15 protein-coding genes and 2 pseudogenes are annotated in these 17,302 nt (G+C 64.3%); 10 read left to right on the top strand and 7 right to left on the bottom strand.

Translation table 11 applies throughout. The features are described from left to right. From ACQZ5H_RS32210 to ACQZ5H_RS32250, 9 genes and pseudogenes are all read left to right on the top strand, one after another. Window positions 1–232 (top strand): TolC family protein (locus tag ACQZ5H_RS32210; protein WP_449100177.1); only part of this gene is annotated, 232 nt, incomplete at its 5' end. A gap of 169 nt (window positions 233–401) precedes the next feature. Beyond that, window positions 402–1,451, top strand: coding sequence for a LacI family DNA-binding transcriptional regulator (locus ACQZ5H_RS32215; protein WP_449100178.1), 1,050 nt, complete (start codon window positions 402–404; stop codon window positions 1,449–1,451). Further along, complete coding sequence (locus ACQZ5H_RS32220; RefSeq protein ID WP_112718905.1) at window positions 1,448–2,467, top strand: polyamine ABC transporter substrate-binding protein; 1,020 nt, start codon at window positions 1,448–1,450, stop codon at window positions 2,465–2,467. Before ACQZ5H_RS32215 ends, ACQZ5H_RS32220 begins: the two co-directional genes overlap by 4 nt. A 63-nt stretch (window positions 2,468–2,530) precedes the next feature. Then, window positions 2,531–3,358, top strand: coding sequence for an ABC transporter permease (locus tag ACQZ5H_RS32225; RefSeq protein ID WP_112718904.1), 828 nt, complete (start codon window positions 2,531–2,533; stop codon window positions 3,356–3,358). Further along, the gene (locus tag ACQZ5H_RS32230) at window positions 3,355–4,134 is read left to right on the top strand and encodes an ABC transporter permease (RefSeq protein ID WP_112718903.1); all 780 of its coding nucleotides are present in this window, start codon (window positions 3,355–3,357) and stop codon (window positions 4,132–4,134) included. The genes ACQZ5H_RS32225 and ACQZ5H_RS32230 overlap by 4 nt, the downstream gene beginning before the upstream one ends. Then, window positions 4,127–5,149: an ABC transporter ATP-binding protein gene (locus ACQZ5H_RS32235; RefSeq protein WP_449100179.1), complete on the top strand. Its 1,023-nt coding sequence runs from the start codon at window positions 4,127–4,129 to the stop codon at window positions 5,147–5,149. The genes ACQZ5H_RS32230 and ACQZ5H_RS32235 overlap by 8 nt, the downstream gene beginning before the upstream one ends. Before the next feature lie 4 nt (window positions 5,150–5,153). Beyond that, a complete protein-coding gene (locus ACQZ5H_RS32240) occupies window positions 5,154–6,074 on the top strand; it encodes a nucleoside hydrolase (RefSeq protein ID WP_449100180.1) in 921 nt (306 codons plus the stop codon). Further along, window positions 6,071–7,861 (top strand): adenine deaminase, encoded by a 1,791-nt coding sequence (locus ACQZ5H_RS32245; RefSeq protein ID WP_449100181.1) that lies wholly within the window; start codon window positions 6,071–6,073, stop codon window positions 7,859–7,861. Before ACQZ5H_RS32240 ends, ACQZ5H_RS32245 begins: the two co-directional genes overlap by 4 nt. A 16-nt stretch (window positions 7,862–7,877) precedes the next feature. After that, window positions 7,878–8,010: pseudogene (locus tag ACQZ5H_RS32250) on the top strand (endonuclease domain-containing protein); the annotation flags it as partial. Here ACQZ5H_RS32250 and ACQZ5H_RS32255 read toward each other — a convergent pair. From ACQZ5H_RS32255 to ACQZ5H_RS32280, 6 genes and pseudogenes are all read right to left on the bottom strand, one after another. Then, entirely contained in the window at window positions 8,010–9,179 is a 1,170-nt protein-coding gene (locus ACQZ5H_RS32255) for a M20 aminoacylase family protein (RefSeq protein ID WP_449100182.1), read from the bottom strand. The pseudogene ACQZ5H_RS32250 and the gene ACQZ5H_RS32255 sit on opposite strands and share 1 nt — an antisense overlap. 95 nt (window positions 9,180–9,274) lie before the next feature. Further along, the gene (locus tag ACQZ5H_RS32260) at window positions 9,275–10,780 is read right to left on the bottom strand and encodes a tripartite tricarboxylate transporter permease (RefSeq protein ID WP_449100183.1); all 1,506 of its coding nucleotides are present in this window, start codon (window positions 10,778–10,780) and stop codon (window positions 9,275–9,277) included. 10 nt (window positions 10,781–10,790) lie between these two features. Beyond that, the gene (locus ACQZ5H_RS32265; protein ID WP_449100184.1) at window positions 10,791–11,252 is read right to left on the bottom strand and encodes a tripartite tricarboxylate transporter TctB family protein; all 462 of its coding nucleotides are present in this window, start codon (window positions 11,250–11,252) and stop codon (window positions 10,791–10,793) included. A 129-nt stretch (window positions 11,253–11,381) separates the two neighbouring features. Then, window positions 11,382–12,365: a tripartite tricarboxylate transporter substrate binding protein BugD gene (locus tag ACQZ5H_RS32270; RefSeq protein ID WP_112718897.1), complete on the bottom strand. Its 984-nt coding sequence runs from the start codon at window positions 12,363–12,365 to the stop codon at window positions 11,382–11,384. A 199-nt stretch (window positions 12,366–12,564) separates the two neighbouring features. After that, entirely contained in the window at window positions 12,565–13,896 is a 1,332-nt protein-coding gene (locus tag ACQZ5H_RS32275) for a sigma-54-dependent transcriptional regulator (RefSeq protein ID WP_449100185.1), read from the bottom strand. Then, window positions 13,893–15,766 (bottom strand): annotated as a pseudogene (locus ACQZ5H_RS32280) (sensor histidine kinase). The gene ACQZ5H_RS32275 and the pseudogene ACQZ5H_RS32280 overlap by 4 nt, the downstream one beginning before the upstream one ends. Window positions 15,767–15,877: 111 nt before the next feature. Between ACQZ5H_RS32280 and ACQZ5H_RS32285 the strand changes: the two are divergent. Beyond that, window positions 15,878–16,540, top strand: coding sequence for a sulfite oxidase-like oxidoreductase (locus ACQZ5H_RS32285; RefSeq protein WP_449100186.1), 663 nt, complete (start codon window positions 15,878–15,880; stop codon window positions 16,538–16,540). On the opposite strand, the gene ACQZ5H_RS32290 is transcribed toward ACQZ5H_RS32285, so the two are convergent. Further along, window positions 16,525–17,148, bottom strand: coding sequence for a hypothetical protein (locus tag ACQZ5H_RS32290; RefSeq protein ID WP_449100187.1), 624 nt, complete (start codon window positions 17,146–17,148; stop codon window positions 16,525–16,527). The genes ACQZ5H_RS32285 and ACQZ5H_RS32290 overlap by 16 nt on opposite strands. Between the last annotated feature and the right edge of the window lie 154 nt (window positions 17,149–17,302).

The raw sequence follows: 17,302 nt of genomic DNA on the forward strand, positions 1-17,302 counted from the left end.
ATCGCTGGAACTGTCGACCGCCAGCTACAAGGACGGCGCCTCCTCGCTGCTCGACGTTCTCGACTCGCAGCGCAACGTCTCGACCGCCCAGGCAAGCCTTGCTGCTGCTGTCCAGCAGATGGCCAAGGACTATGTCTCGCTCAACGTCGCCATCGGCGGTGGCTATGCGCCTGATGGTGCAAAGCCGGCTGCTGTAGCAAAGGTTGAGACCGTTTCGGTCAAGAAGAAGTAACGGTCGCTCCAAACGATCCGAGAAAAGCCCCGCTTTCGCGGGGCTTTTTTTATGTTCGCAACCTCTAATCCAGTGCGGAAAACCCGCATTGCGCTAAGATTCGATTCGACAACGCCACATGCTTCCTGTACACGCTGATTAAACGATTAATCAAACCGCACGGCAAACCATGGCTTCGTCACGCCCGGGACCGAATTTGAGCAGGATCGCGACGGCGCTCGGCGTCTCCGTAGCGACCGTTTCGAATGCCTTGTCGGGCAAGGGCCGCGTTTCCGAACAGCTGGCGGAAAAGATCCGCGAACATGCCGCCGAGCTCGGCTATATCCCGAGCCAGGCGGGCCGCGCCCTGCGCACCGGCCGCAGCGGTGTCCTTGGCCTCGTGCTGCCCGATATCGCCAACCCGCTCTTTCCGAAGATCGCCCAGGCCATCGAATTTGCGGCAAAGTCCGCCGATTACGGCGTGCTGATCGCCGACTCCCGCGGCGACGTGACGGCGCAGACCGAAGCCATCAACCGGCTGATCGAGCGCGGCGTCGACGGCATGGTCGTGGTGCCGCGCCGCGCCACACGCATCTCCGCCTCCAGCTGCCCGGTCGCCGTCATCGACACGGCCTCCACCCCCGGCAATACCGTCGCCGCCGACCACTGGCAGGGCGGCCAGCAGATCGCCGCCCATCTCGCGAGCCTCGGCCACAAGCGCGTGCTCATCATCGGCAACAATCCGGAATCGAACGTCCAGAACGACCGCGCCGGCGGCATCCGCTCGGGCCTGACCGCAGGGATGAGCTCGGAAACGCTGTGGATCGAGAAGCTCGAGCAGACATCGGGAAGCGGCTGCCGGCTCGGCCTCGCCAAGAAGGCCGCCGAGGGCTTCACCGCCTTCGCCGCGCTCTCCGACCTTCAGGCGCTGCGCGCACTGACCGAGCTGCAACAGGACGGCATCAATGTTCCCACCGATGTCAGCGTCACCGGCTTCGACGACCTCATCTGGTCGCCGGTTGTCACCCCGGCGCTGACCACTGCGCGCATGGACATGGACCGGATCGCCGAGATCGCCATTTCAGCGCTGCTGAAGGTGATCATGGAAAGCGGCACCCGCGAGGGGATCATCGTGACTGCGGAAACCGATCGCGTGCCCATGCAATTGATCGTCCGTCAATCCTCCGGGCCTGTGAGCCCGGCAAAACAAAACCTGACAGATGGAGAACTCCTGACATGAAGACCCTCATCGCATCGGTAGCGCTGCTGGCGCTCTCCCCGCTCGCCGCCTCGGCGCAGGAACGTACGCTGACGATCTCCGTCTATGCCTTCGCTCAGGACGACTTCAAGACGATCGTCTACGATCCCTTCGAGAAGCAGTGCGGCTGCAAGCTCGTCGTCGAGACCGGCAACAGCGTCGAGCGCCTCGCCAAGATGGAAGCCAACAAGGCAAACCCCGTCGTCGATATGGCCGTCGTTTCGATGGCCGACGCGCTCTCCGCCACCCGCAAGGACCTGATCGAGAAGATCGACACCTCTAAGCTCACCAATTTCGGCAAGCTCTACGACATCGCCAAGGATCCGAACGGCGACGGCATGAGCGTCGGCTACACTTTCTATGCCACCTCGATCGCCTACCGTTCCGACAAGATGAAGATCGAGTCCTGGGCCGATCTCCTGAAGCCTGAATATGTCGGCCACGTCGCCTTCCCGAATGTCACGACCAACCAGGGCCCGCCGGCGCTCTTCATGCTCGGCCAGGCGCTCGGCAAGGATACGCCCGACCTGAAGGGCGCCATCGAAGCCGTCGGCGAGAAGAAGGACGACATCGTCACCTTCTACGAAAAATCCTCGCAGCTCGTGCAGCTGATGCAGCAGGAAGAGATCTGGGCAGCCCCGATCGGCCGCTTCTCCTGGGCGGGCTTCACCAAGCTCGACGTTCCCGTTGCCTGGGCAACCCCGAAGGAAGGCCAGACCGGCGGCATGAACGTCATGATCCTGACCAAGGGCTCCAAGAACCAGGACCTGGCGCTGCAGTTCATGGATTTCTGGCTCTCCACCGACATCCAGACCAAGCTTGCCGAAAAGCTCGTCGACAGCCCTGCCAACAAGGAAGTGAAGCTGTCGGAAGCCGCCGCCAACAATCTCACCTATGGCGAAGAAACGGCCAAAAGCTTGAAGCTCATTCCCTCGGCCGTGGCGCTCGACAACCGCGACACCTGGCTGAAGGAATGGAACAACACCGTCGGCCAGTAAGCCATCCATCGCCGGTCCCGGCCCGCCGGGACCGTTTCCTTCCCGCCTGAGAAAAGGCTCCCGATGTTTCAGAACAGAGCAGAAGCTTTGGCGCTTGCGCTGCCGGCGGCGGTCTTCGCCGCCGTGGTCTTCCTGCTGCCCGTCGCCATTCTTCTCTCCGAAGGCTTTCATGCCGATGGCGCCTGGACGCTGTCGGCCTATACCGGCTTTTTCTCCGAGCAGCTGAACCGCACCGTCTTCATCCGCACCTTCAAGCTCGGGCTCGAAGTCACCGCCGTCTCCGCCGTCATCGGCTATGCCGCGGCCTTTGCGATCGTCAACCTCCCGCCGAAGGGCAAGGGCCGGATGATCGGCCTCGTCACATTGCCGCTGATGATCTCGCCGGTCGCCCGCACCTATGCCTGGATCGTCATCCTCGGCCGCACCGGCATCGTCAATCAGGCGATCACCGGCCTCGGCTTCAGCGACGAACCGCTGCGCCTGCTCTTCACCGAGACCGCCGTCTTCATCGGCCTCCTGCAGCTCTTCCTGCCCTTGATGATCCTGTCGCTGATCAGCGCGCTCGAGAACATGCCGAAGGATGCGATCCCGGCAGCCCGCGTGCTCGGCGCCAATTGGTTTCAGGTCTTCTGGAAGGTCATCCTGCCGCTGACCAAGGAAGGCCTCGTCGTCGGTGGCACGCTCGTCTTCACCGGCTCGCTGACCGCCTATATCACCCCCGCCGTCCTCGGCGGCTCCAAGGTGCTGATGCTCGAGACCCTGCTCTACCAGCAGGTCTCCGTCTCCAACAATTTCGTCTCGGCCAGCGTCATCGCCTTCATGCTGATCGTCATGAGCTTTGCCGCCAACATCCTCTTGAAACGCCTGGCGACCGCGAGGAACAAGCGATGACATCCCGCCTCTTCCCGCCCATCGTCCTCGGCCTGCTGCTGACCTTCCTGATCGGCCCGTTCCTGATCATCATCGCCGCCTCGCTTTCGGCCGGCGATACGCTGGCCTTCCCGCCGCAGGGCCTGTCGCTGAAATGGGTCGCCAAGGTCTTCACCATCGACAGCTTCCGCGAGAGCTTCGCCATGTCGATGTTCCTCGCCGTCTTCGGCACGCTGTCGGCCCTCATTCTCGGCATTCCCGCCGCCTACGCCCTGTCGCGCTACAAGCTGCCTTTCGGCGAGACGGTGCGCACCATCGTCTCCCTGCCGATCATCGTGCCCGGCATCATCGTCGGCCTGGCGCTGCTGCGCTATCTCGTCGTGCCCTTCGGCTTCAACATCACGCTAGCGCTGTTCTTCGCGCATACGGCGCTGGTGCTGCCCTATGCGGTGCGCGTCGTCTCGGCGAGCCTCAACAACCTGCGCTCGGATATCGAGGAGGCGGCCGTGCTGCTCGGCTCTTCGCGCACGGGCGCCTTCTTCCGCGTCGTCATGCCGAATATCCGCGGCGGCATTCTCGCCGCCTTCATCCTCGGCTTCGTCACCAGCTTCAATCAGGTGCCGGTCTCGCTGTTCCTTTCCGGCCCTGGTGTCCGCACCCTGCCGATCGACATGCTGGGCTACATGGAAACCACCTACGATCCGTCGATCGCAGCGCTCTCCTCGCTGCTCGCCTTCCTGTCCATCGGCATCGTCTTCCTTGCCGAACGCTTCCTGGGATTCTCGCGTTATGTCTGATGCCTATCTTCAACTCGACAAGCTGACGCTGGCCTACGGCGATACGGTCGCGGTGAAGGACCTCGACCTCACGATCGAAAAGGGCGAGCTTGTCGCCCTGCTTGGCCCGTCCGGCTGCGGCAAGACGACGACAATGCGCTCGATCGCCGGCCTGCTGACGCCCGCCTCCGGCCGCATCAACCTCGACGGCGACGACATCACCCGCGTTTCGGCCAACAAGCGCAATGTCGGCCTGGTCTTCCAGTCCTACGCCCTCTTCCCGCATCTGACCGTCTACGAAAACGTCGCCTTCGGCCTGCGCCTCAAGAGCGTCTCCGGTCAGGATCTCGACAAGCGGGTCACCTCCGGCCTGAAATCGGTCGGCCTTTCGAGCTTCGCCAGCCGCAAGCCCGCCGAACTCTCGGGCGGGCAGCAGCAGCGCGTGGCGCTCGCCCGCTCGATGGTGATGGAGCCGAAGGTGCTGCTGCTCGACGAGCCGCTGTCGAACCTCGACGCCCGCCTGCGCCTGGAAATGCGCGCCGAGCTGCAGCGCGTCCAGAAGGAGACCGGCGTCACGATGATCTTCGTCACCCATGATCAGGTGGAAGCGCTGGCGCTTGCCGACCGGATCGTCGTGATGTTGAACGGCGGCATCGAGCAGATCGGCACGCCCGAAGATATCTACAACTGCCCCGTCTCCGCCTTCGTCGCCGATTTCGTCGGCTTCGAGAACGTCTTCAAGCTCGAAGGCGGCAAGCTCGTCACACCAAACGGTCCAGTCGATTTGCCGGCTCCTGCGCCTCAGGCGGCAGGGTTGGCCTGGCGGCCGCGCACGGTCACCCTTGGTTCCGGTCCTTTCCAGGGAACTGTGCGCGGCACCTCCTATGCCGGCAACACGCGGGAATACCTGCTGGATACGCCGCTGGGGCCGATCAAGGCGGAGGTCGACGCAGGCCTCGCGGCCCATGCGATCGGCACCGCACTTTCCTTCGACCTGCCGCTTGCCGCGGCAGCCAGCCTCTCGCATTTCGGGTGATATGATGGGTGTCTGGATCGATACCGACATGGGCTTCGACGATATCGCCGCCATTCTGGTGGTGGCGCCGTCGAAGCTTGACATAGACGGCATTTCGCTGGTCTTCGGCAACACGCCGCTGCCGCAGGTGAAAGTCAATGCGGCAGGCGCCGCACAGGCGTTCGGCTGGAATTTCCCCATCCATAGCGGCCGCGCCAATCCCGTGATCGGCAAGATCGAGACGGCCCAGGCGATCCTCGGCGATACCGGCATCCCGACGGCAGGCAAGAGCCTCCCCGCCGCAGCGCCTCTCCCTGAAAGCGACGCCTTCCTGGCGCTCTGCCGCTGGCTCGAAGGGGACGGCCCGCGCCGCATCCTGGCGCTCGGACCGCTGACCAATATCGCTGCTCTGGCGCTGGCCCGCCCCGATCTCGCCGGCCGCATCACCGAGCTCACCTGGATGGGCGGCGGTGTCACGATCGGCAACCACACGGCCTCCGCCGAGTTCAACGCCCTTGCCGATCCCGAAGCGCTGGCAATCGTCATCAGCCACGGCCTGCCGCTGAAGATGATCGATCTCGATCTCTGCCGCAAAGTCCTGGCCCGCCCGGATGACGTCACGCCGATCCGCCAGGCAGGCGGCGCCAACGCCGAACTGATCGCCGACATGCTGGCTGGTTATATCGATATCGGCGTCAGCCGCGGCCGCGCTGCCATGGCGATCTACGATCCCTCGGCCGCCGTCGCCTTCGTGGCATCCGAGCTCGTCACCTTCCGCGCCGCGCGCATCGATGTCGAGCTCGCCGGCCAGTTCACCCGCGGCCGCACCGTCGTCGAGACCCGCGCCACGCATGCCGCGCCCAATGCTGAATTCGCCGTCGATATCGATGTCGAAGCCGCGCGTGCCATCATCCTCGGCGCGCTCGCACGCGAGGCCGGCAGATGAGCTCTCCATTGCGACCGGAACCCGCCGACCTCAACGATCCCCAGCTGCGCGCCCGCGCCGTGGCCGCCGCCCGCGGCGATCTGCCGTTCGACGTGCTGATATCGGGCGGAAAGCTGCTCGACGCGGTCACCGGCCTGATCCGCGAAGCCGATATCGGCCTCACCGGACCGCTGATCGCAAGCGTCCACGCGCCGGGAAGCCGGGCCGATGCGCTTGAGATGATCGACGCCACTGGCGCCATCATCACCCCGGGCCTGATCGACACGCATATGCATGTCGAGAGCTCGATGGTCACGCCTGCCGAATATGCCCGGGCAGTGCTGCCGCGCGGCGTGACGACGATCCTCTGGGATCCGCATGAATTCGGCAATGTCCACGGCCTTGATGGCGTTCGCTGGGCGATCGAGGCATCGTCAGGCCTGCCGCTCCGGATGATCCTGCTGGCGCCCTCCTGCGTCCCCTCCGCACCCGGCCTCGAACGCGCCGGTGCGGATTTCGATGCATCCGTGATCACCGAAATGCTGCGCTCGCCTGCCGTCGGCGGCGTTGCGGAAGTCATGAACATGCGCGGCGTCATCGAGGGCGATCCGCGGATGACGGCGATCGTCAATGCCGGGCTCGCATCCGGCAAGCTCGTCTGCGGCCATGCCCGCGGCCTCGAAGGCGCCGATCTCAACGCCTTCATGGCCTCCGGCATTACCTCCGACCACGAGCTAACCTCCGGCGCCGACCTCCTGCAGAAGCTTGCGGCCGGAATGACGATCGAACTCCGCGGTTCGCATGATCACCTGCTGCGTGAATTCGTCGAGGCGCTGGATGGCATCGGCCACCTGCCGCCGACCGTGACGCTCTGCACCGACGACGTCTTCCCCGACGAACTGCTCGATGGCGGCGGCCTCGATGACGTGATCCGCCGCCTCGTGCGCTACGGCATGAAGCCGGAATGGGCGCTGCGCGCCGCCACCTTCAACCCCGCCCAGCGCCTGAAACGCAGCGATCTCGGCCTCATCGCCGCCGGACGCCGCGCCGATATTGTGCTCTTCGACGATCTCACCGACTTCAGGGCACGGCTTGTCATTGCCAACGGCCGCACCATCGCGCAGGACGGCGCAATGACGGTACCCCTGAAGCCGCTCGATACCGCGCCGCTGATGAACTCGGTCAAGCTTCCGGCGCTCTGCGAAGACGATTTCAAGGTCCGCTCCGAGGGCAACCGCGTCCGCGTCGCCACCATCGACCGCCCGCGCTTCACGCAATGGGGCGAAGCGGAAACCAGTGTCGAGCACGGCTTCGTCGTGCCGCCTCAGGGCAGCACGATGATCTCCGTCGCCCACCGGCACGGCCTTGCCGCGCCCCGACCGCGCACCGGCTTCCTGACCGGTTGGGGCGAATGGCACGGCGCCTTCTGCACCACCGTCTCGCATGACAGCCACAACCTGACGGTCTTCGGCGGCAACACCGCCGACATGGCAGCCGCCGCGAATGCGGTGATTGCAGCAGGCGGCGGCATGGCGGTTGCCAGGGATGGCGTCATCCTCGCGCTGTTGCCGCTGCCGCTCTCAGGATTGGTGACCGAGGCCTCACTTGCCGAGACGGCAAAGGGTTTCCGCGATATCCGCCAGGCGATGGAAAAGATCGTCACCTGGCAGCCGCCCTACCTCGTCTTCAAGGCCTGCTTCGGCGCGACGCTCGCCTGCAATATCGGCCCGCATCAGACGGATATGGGGATTGCTGATGTGCTGACGGGGAAGGTGCTGGAAACGCCGGTACTGGAGATAGTGTCGTAGGGACAGCCTTGAGGGCTTGGCCCCCTCATCCGCCTGCCGGCACCTTCTCCCCGCTGGGGAGAAGGGAAAACCGGAGCGGGGCCGCACGTCCCTTCTCCCTTGGGGGAGAAGGTGCCCGAAGGGCGGATGAGGGGGCTCCGGGCGCGACCTAAGCCGCCAACTCCCGCTCCACCAGCTTCACCCAATAAGCCGCCCCAAACCCAAGCGCGCCATCATTGAAGTCATAAGCCGCATTGTGGTGCAGCGCCCCATCCACGGCCGGCCCGTTGCCAAGCCAGACATAGCACCCAGGTGCATTCTGCCCGAAGAAGGCAAAGTCATCCCCCGCCGTCGACGGCGGAAAGCTGGTGCGGACCTTCGCGCCGAACACTTCGCCCGCAGCGCCAAGCGCCCGCGCCGTCGCATCGGCATCGTTGACCACAGGCGGAATACGCCGCTCGAAGCCGTAGTCTGCAGCAATGCCGAACATCTGCGCCGTGCCCTGCGCCAGACGGCCTATCTCTTTTTCCAGCTGATCGCGCACCTCGGGCGAATAGGCCCGCGCCGTGCCGCCGATCTCGACGATATCGGGGATGACGTTCAGCGCCTTCGGATCGCCGGCCTGCAGCGAGCAGGCGCTGACCACGGCCGGCTGCAGCGGATCGACGACTCGGCCGACGATGGTCTGCAGCGAAGCAAGGAAGGTGCCGGCGGCGGTGATCGGGTCGCGCCCGAGATGCGGCTTGGCGCCATGCGTGCCGGTGCCGCGGAAGGTGACACGCCAGCTGTCGGATGAGGCAAGCTGCGGCCCCTCGACGACGGCGATCTCATCGACATCGAGCCCCGGCATGTTGTGCAGGCCATAGACAGCATCGCAGGGGAAGAGCTTGAACAGCCCCTCCTCGACCATCCGCCGCGCGCCGCCGCGTCCCTCTTCGGCCGGCTGGAAGATGAAATGCACCGTGCCCGAAAAGCCCTTGGTTTCAGCCAGATAGCGCGCGGCACCGAGCAGCATCGAAGTGTGGCCGTCATGGCCGCACGCGTGCATCTTGCCCTGAACCGTTGACTTGTACGGCCGCTCGGCAATTTCCGGCATCGCCAGCGCATCCATATCGGCGCGCAGGCCGATGACGCGCGTGCCGTTGCCGACCTGCAGCGTGCCGACGACGCCGGTGGTGCCAAGCCCGCGGTGAACCTTGATACCGGCCTCCTCCAGCAGTTTCGCGACGATGCCGCTTGTGCGCTCCTCTTCGAAGCCGAGCTCGGGATGCGCGTGAAGATCACGGCGAAGCGAGGTGAGGAAAGGTAGATCGTCCTTGATCCGGGCGGGAATGGTCATGAGCCGGGATGTCCTGTGCATGCGAAAACGGGCGCCAGAACGGCGCCCGTCTCAGGTATCCCTTTGTTCTACAAAGAGGCAGTGAGTTCAACCCCTCACGTTTCCTCGACGAAGACCTCCTCGCGCTTCTTCTTCACGCTCGGCAGGAAGACGATGATGAGAACGGCAAGCGCGATGGCGAGCAGCGTGGCGCTGATCGGCCGGGTCAGGAAGGTCGTCGGATCGCCGCGCGACAGGATCATCGCGCGCCGCAGGTTCTCTTCCAGCAGCGGCCCGAGCACGAAGCCGAGCAGCAGCGGCGCCGGCTCGCAGCGCAGCTTCGCCAGCACGTAGCCGATCAGGCCGAAGAAGGCGACGGCATAGAGGTCGTAGACGTTGGAATTGACGCTGTAGACCCCGATCGAGCAGAAGGCCATGATCACCGGGAAGAGCACGTAATAGGGCACCGTCAGCAGCTTCACCCAGAGGCCGATCAGCGGCAGGTTGAGGATGACGAGCATCAGGTTGCCGATCCACATCGAGGCGATGATGCCCCAGAACAGCGCCGGCTGTTCGGTCGCGACATTCGGGCCGGGAACGATACCCTGGATGATCATCGCGCCGACCATCAGCGCCATGACCGGGTTGGCCGGAATGCCGAGCGTCAGAAGCGGAATGAACGAGGTCTGCGCGCCTGCATTATTGGCCGATTCAGGACCGGCAACACCGGCGACCGCACCATGCCCGAATTCCTCCGGCTTCTTCGACGAACGCTTCTCCACCGTATAGGAGGCGAAGGACGCAAGGATGGCGCCGCCGCCCGGCAGGATGCCGAGCGCCGAGCCGATCACCGTGCCGCGAAGGACCGGAGCAATCATCTCCTTGAATTCCTGCTTCGAAGGCAGAAGGCCGGTCACCTTGTTCATCAGCACCGTGCGCGTCGACTCGCCTTCGAGATTGCGCAGGATTTCGGCGACGCCGAAGACACCGACGGCGAGCGCCACGAAGTTCAGCCCGTCGGCATATTCGCGGATGCCGAGCGTGAAGCGCGGCGTACCGGTATAGATATCGGTGCCGACGAGGCCGAGCAGCAGGCCGAGCGCCACCATCGCCAGCGCTTTGATGACCGAGCCATGCGCCAGCGCGATTGACGACACCAGACCGACGATCATCAGCGAGAAATATTCGGGCGCGCCGAACTTCAGCGCGATCTCGGTCAGCGGCGGCGCGAAGATGGCGACGAGGAAGGTGGAAACCGTTCCTGCGAAGAACGAGCCGAGTGCTGCGATCGCAAGTGCGGCCCCCGCCCTGCCCTTCCGGGCCATCTGGTATCCGTCGATCGCCGTCACCGCCGAGGAGGACTCGCCCGGCATGTTGATCAGGATCGCCGTCGTCGAACCGCCATATTGGGCGCCGTAATAGATGCCGGCGAGCATGATCAGCGAGGAGACCGGCTCCAGCTGGAAGGTGATCGGCAGCAGCATGGCGATCGTCGCCGTGGCGCCGATGCCGGGGAGAACGCCGATGAGCGTGCCGAGAAGGACGCCGATAAGGCAGAAGAGCAGGTTTGCGGGCGTGGCCGCCGTTGCGAAACCGAGCGCGAGATTGCTGAAAAGTTCCATCGCCGTCTCCTTAGAACCGGGTCCACGGACCGAAGCGCTCGAACGGCAGGCCGAGGCCATAGCTGAACACGGCAACCGAGAACACCGTGAGCCCGAGCGACAGGATCAGCGCGTAGAAGACGTTCATCTTCTGCGACGCGAAACAGGCGACGAAGGCGGCGAGGAACAGCGACGGCGCAAAGCCGAGGCCGCGAACCGTCAGCCCAAACAGGACGGGTGCCGGAAGAATGAAGAGCATCCCGCGCCAGGCAAAGGGATCGATCGGCTCACCCTCGACGCGCAGCGCCTGGATGAAGACGATGGCGCCGAGGATGACCAGCACCACCGAAAGCACCAGCGGGAAATAGCCCGGCCCCATGCGCAGCGCGGTGCCGAGTTCGAGCGTGAAGGACTGATAGGCGAAGAATGCGCCGGTCGCGACCAGAAGCGCGCCGCAGATCGCATTTGTGGTGTCGAATGTGACAGATTTCATGGTGTCTCCGTGGGGTTGGAGAGAGTTGGCGTCGAAGCGGGTAGCCCCCTCATCCGCCCTGACGGGCACCTTCTCCCCAAGGGGAGAGGGTTAGGGTGAGGGGGCTCCGCACTCGACGTTGGCGGCCAATCAGTCGGCGTATTCGCCGGCAGCCTCGATCACCGGCTTCCAGCGGGCGATTTCGGTCTCGAGCTTGGTCTTCAGCGCAGCCGGCGTCGCATCGGCATCCGGCGATGGCGCGGTGCCGAGTTCGGCGAAGCGCTTGACGACGTTCTCGTCCTTCAGCGCCACCTGCAGCGACTTCGACAGGCGCTCGTTGATTTCGGCAGGCGTGCCCTTCGGCGTGTAGACACCGTGCCAGATGCCGACCTCGAAGCCCGGCAGGCCTCCTTCGACGGCCGTCGGAACGTCCTTCAGAACGTCGAGGCGCTTCGGCGAGGTCACGGCATAGGCCTTGATCGTGCCGCCCTGGATCTGCTTCGTCGTGTTGGTGGTCTGGTCGCACATGATATCGACTTGGCCGCCGAGCAGATCCGTCATCGCCGGACCGGTGCCCTTGTAGGGAACGGTCGTCAGCGGCGTCTGGATGGCGCTCATGAACATCATGCCGCAGAGATGCGAGGCTGCACCGATACCGGCATTGGCGTAGGTAACCTTGTCCTTGTTCGCCTTGACGTATTCGACGAGGCTCTTGAGGTCTGCCGGTTCGAAATCCTTGCGGGCGACGATCGTCATCGGAACGTCGGTGACGAGACCGACATATTCGAAGGCATTCAGTGTGTCATAGGCGAGCTTGCGGTAGAGCGTGGCCGATGTCGCCATGCCGATGTGATGCAGCAGGATCGTGTAGCCATCCGGATCGGCAGCGGCAACGCGGCCGGCACCGAGCGTGCCGCCGGCGCCGCCGACGTTTTCGACCACGATCTGCTGTCCCAAGTCCTTCGACATGGATTCGGCGACGAGGCGCGCGACTGTGTCCGTCGGGCCACCGGCCGCGAAGGGCACGACCATGGTGATGGTGCGTTCAGGATAGCCCTGTGCGGATGCACCGGCAGCGAAAAGAGAGACGGCAGCGGCCGCCGTCATGCCAAGCATGGCCTTGAAGAGTTTCATCGTTTTCCTCCCTGATGAAAACAGGCTCCGCCGACGCTTCCCATGCGCCGGTGAGATGAGGCCATTAACAGGTGGTAAACGGGCGGGCCGCAATCGGCGGGGCATGCCATCGGGCAGAGATTTCGCCTGCGTGCGCTGCAGCATGGGTCGATTTGGAAACAAAGGCGGATAGCGATGGGTGGAAATCCACCCATTCAGCCTATTCGGAAACCAGCAGCTTCTTGTCGAGCCCGTATTTCTGCATCTTCTCGTACAGCGTCTTGCGCGATATCTGCAGCGACTCGTAGACCGGCTTGAGACTGCCGCCATGGGCAACCAGCGCGCTGGCAATGACGCCGCGCTCGAATTCGGCGACGCGATCCGCCAGCCCCGTCGCCTCGCCATTCGGCCGCTCGCCGCCATCGAGACCGAGCACGAAACGGTCGGCAGCATTGCGCAACTCGCGCACATTGCCCGGCCAGTCGCGCTGGGCGATATCGGAGATCAGGTCCGGCGAAACCGGCATGTCGTCCCGCCCGTATCGCGCCGCCGCCTCGCGCACCAACTGGAGAAAGAGCAGCGGAATATCCGGCCGCCGCTGCGCCAGCGCCGGAACATGCAGCGTTGCGACATTCAGCCGGTAGAAGAGATCGGCACGGAACCGTCCCGCCGCAACCTCCTCCTCCAGATCGACCTTGCTGGTGGCGATGAAGCGCACGTCGAGCGGCACGATCTCGTTGGAGCCGAGCCGCGAGATCACCCGCTCCTGCAGCACCCGCAGAAACTTCGCCTGCAGATCGAAGGGCATCGAGCCGATCTCGTCGAGCAGGATCGTCCCCCCGCGGCCATGTTCGAACTTGCCGTAGCGTGGACGCACGGCACCTGGAAAAGCGCCTGCCTCATGGCCGAAAAGCTCGCTCTCGATCAGGTTTGCCGGAAGTGCGGCGCAATTGATGGCGATGAAGGGGCGGCTTGCCCGCGCGCTGATATCGTGGAGCGCCCGCGCCACCACTTCCTTGCCGGCACCGGTCTCCCCGACGATGAGCGTGTCCGCATCGCTCGCCCCGATCGCCCGGATGCGATAGCGCAGGTCGACCATCACCTGCGTGCGGCCCGGCAGCCGCGCCTCGATATCGTCCCGCTTGCCGGCAACCGCCTTCAGCAGCCGGTTTTCGAGCACGAGGCCGCGCCGCTCGAAGGCGCGCTTGATGACGCCCGCCAGCATCTGCGGCGTGAACGGCTTCTCGATGAAATCATAGGCACCCTCGCGCATCGCCTTCACCGCCAGCTGCACGTCGCCGTGGCCGGTCACGAGGATGACGGGCACTTCGGCATCGATCTCGCGGATCCGGCTCATCAGCGTCATGCCATCGGTGCCGGGCATACGGATATCGCTGACGACGACGCCCGGAAAACTGTAGCCGATCAGCTCCAGCACATGATCGGCATTGGAGAAGGTCTCGACGCTGAAGCCCGAGAGCTCCAGCGCCTGCGCCGTCGAGCGGCGCAGTTCCTCCTCGTCATCCACGAGCAGGATCTTCTGTTCGCTCATTCCGCCGCCTCCGGCATGGCGCCTGCGGCCGATTGCAGCTCGATGCGGAACTCCGCCCCGCCATCCGGGTGATTGGCGACGGTCAGGCTGCCGCCGAAATCCTTGATGATATTGTAGGAGATCGAAAGCCCGAGGCCGAGCCCCTTGCCGACGCCCTTCGTCGTGAAGAACGGATCGAAGATGCGCTCGGCAATCGCCGCCGGCACGCCGGGGCCGAAATCGCGAACCGTCAGCACCACCCTGCCCGCCTCCTCCGAAGCCCGCACCTCGATGCGCCTGTCCTCCAGCCCCTCGACGGCATCGGCGGCATTCGAGATGACATTAACCAGCACCTGCTGCAGACGCACGGAACCGGCGCGCACCACAGGCGGATGCAGGCCGAGATCAAGCCTGAGATCGGCGTCCGCCGCCTTGATCCGCCACGCGATGATCTCCAGCGTGTCGCGGATTGCCTCATCCAGCGGCACCGGGCCGAGCTTCTCGTTCGGCTTGCGGGCGAAATTGCGCAAATGCTTGCTGATCGACGCCATCCGGTCGATCAGCCCGCCGATCCGCCGGATATTGTCCTGCGCCTCGTCGGTCCGCCCGCGATCGAGCAAAACGGTGGCACTATCGGTATAGGTCTTGGCGGCGGCCAGGGGCTGGTTGAACTCGTGGGAGAGCGCCGCAGACATCTGGCCGAGACCGGCAAGCTTGCCGGCCTGAATGAGATCGGCCTGCGTCTGGCGCAGTTGCTTTTCCGTCAGCCGGCGTTCGGCGATCTCCTCCTCGATGCGGCTGTTGACGCGGGCGAGATCGGCGGTGCGCTCCTCGACGCGCCGCTCCAGCTCGTTGCGCGCCTCGGCCTGCAGATGCATGCGTTCGTTCAGCCGCATGCGCCGCTGGCGCAGCACCGCGAAGGCGAGCCCGGCAATGCAGAGGAACAGGAAGACCGCAGCAAGCGCCGTGCGCGCCTGCGCCCGGACGGAGCCGGTGTCGAGCAGCACGTTGACCGTCCAGTCCTCGGCCGTCATGTAGCTGGAGAGCACCAGATATTCCTTCTCGACGCCCTCCTCGACCAGCCCCATCAGATTGTGATCCTCGAAGCGGCTGCGGCTCAGCGGCAATGCCGCGAGCGTCGCATTGGCGTAGCGGCGCGACGCCTCGGTGCGTTGCAGGCGATCGGTGGTCAGCGGCAGGATGCTGTTATAGAGCCATTCCGGCTTGCCGGACATGAAGATGATGCCTTCAGGATCGGAGACGAAGATGCGGTATTCGCCGCCCGTCCAGGAGGATTCGATCATGTCGATATCGACCTTGAAGACGATCACCCCGCGGATGTCATCGTCCACCCTGATCGGCGAACCGAAATAATAGCCGCGCTTCAGCGATGTCGTGCCGAGCGCGTAGAAACGCGACTGCTTGCCGGCGATCGCTTCCTGAAAATAGGGCCGGTAGCTGAAATTCTCGCCGACGAAACTGTCAGGCAGATCGAAATTGCTGGCCGCGATCGTCTCGCCGTCAGGAGTGATCACGTAGATGTCGGAGGATTTCAGGAGATGGTTGATCTCCTTGAGATAAAGGTTGGCGGCATCCCGCAACCCCTTGTCTTCGGGGTGGGCCACCAGTTCCTTGATATCGTCGTGATCGGCAATCAGCGCCGGCAGCGCCTCGTAGCGGTTGAGATGGCCGCTGAGCGCCGAGACGGCAAGACGCAGCGCCGTTCCCGCCTGGGCCGAAGCCTCGCCCATATAGGCGCGCGTCGCCACCGATCCGCCGTAGTAGAAAAAGGCGAATACGACGAAAGGCACTGAAAACAGCGCGAATATAAGCCTGTGCCTCTGAGACAGCGGCGGCTCCTCCCATTCTGCCTCCCTCCCCAGGAAGGCATCCCCGACGGGCTGATTGTAATGAGCACGGAGGAGGATTCCAAGAGGTGTGGCTGCCTTGACAGCTGCGGCTCCAGATTGTCCTATCGCTGCACTGCGAGAGGACGAGTGCCATGACCGACGAGCAGACCCCCGACGACAGCAAACTGACCGCCTCCAAGCGCCGCTGGGCCGCCGAAGGCAAGTTCCTGACCGGCCGCATCGCCCGCCCGGAAACCGACCGCCTGCCGCCCGGCCAGCATCTGGTGAAGAACTGGCCGGTGCTCGATCTCGGTCAGCAGCCGTCGATTGCGCTCGACACATGGAAGCTGGAGGTCCGTGGCCTGGTGGAAACGCCGCTGACGCTTTCCTGGCGCGACTTCCAGGCGCTGGAGCAGAGCACCTTCGTCTCCGACATCCACTGCGTCACGACATGGTCGCGCTATGACAACAAATGGAAGGGCGTCGCGACCCGCGATCTGCTCGACCGCGCTATGCCGAAGGCGCAAGCGAATTACGTCATGCTGACGAGCTACGACGGCTACACGACCAACCTGCCGCTCGCCGATTTCGCCGCCGAGGACGCGATTCTGGCGACCGCCTGGGAGGGCCAGCCGCTGACGGCCGATCACGGCGGCCCGATGCGCCTCATCGTGCCGCATCTCTATTTCTGGAAAAGCGCCAAATGGCTGCGCCGCATCGACCTGATGCCCGCCGACCGGGCGGGTTTCTGGGAAATGAACGGCTATCACATGTTCGGCGATCCCTGGCGGGAACAGCGCTATTCCGAAGACTGAACCTTCAGCCACCGGCGTCCCGCAAGGAAGACGCCGAAGATTATGGCGAAGAGTCCGGTCAACGACGCCATGCTTGCGGTATGGAGCGGTATCTCGCTCCAGCGCGGCCTGACGATATCGGCCGTATTGAAGGCTTCGCCGCTGAAGCGGCAGGTGATCAGCGACAGCCCTCGCCTGATCATATCGGCATCGGCTTCGGAGACGATCGCACTCGCCGCTTCGGCCTCCCGCGGCATCTCCCGCAGGGACATCAAAACTGCCTTGGTTGCCGCCAGATAAGCATGGGCGCATTCGTTGAACGGACTTTCCTCATCCGTCACGCTGCCGGGCATCCGGCCCCAGAGACAGTAGGAATACTGGATCTGCGCATAGTTCAGCACCCGGCGGAACGGCTCGTCGGTATCCGTGGCGGCGGATGCAAGCGCGATGATCCGGTCACGATAATCGGCCATCACGGCCATTTCACCGTGGGAGATTTCCGGGACGGGGATGCCGGTGTGGTTGGCAGCGGATGTGCGGCTGTGGGCCATGGCGGATGGCGCGACGGCAGACAGGGCAATAACGCAGATTGCAGAACGAAGAAGCGCGTTCATTCGCGGCACTCTCAACCCCTTATCAGGTCGGTTGCTTTTATTCGGGAACTATAGCGGCCACCGGCACCCGGAGCCCCCTCACCCTGCCCTCTCCCCGAGGGGAGAGCGACTGTCTTCTGCGTCAAGCGTCTTGCCATGGTTTGTTGTCCCTGATGATGGCGTTGAGGAT

This window comes from Rhizobium sp. 21-4511-3d, assembly GCF_053522545.1.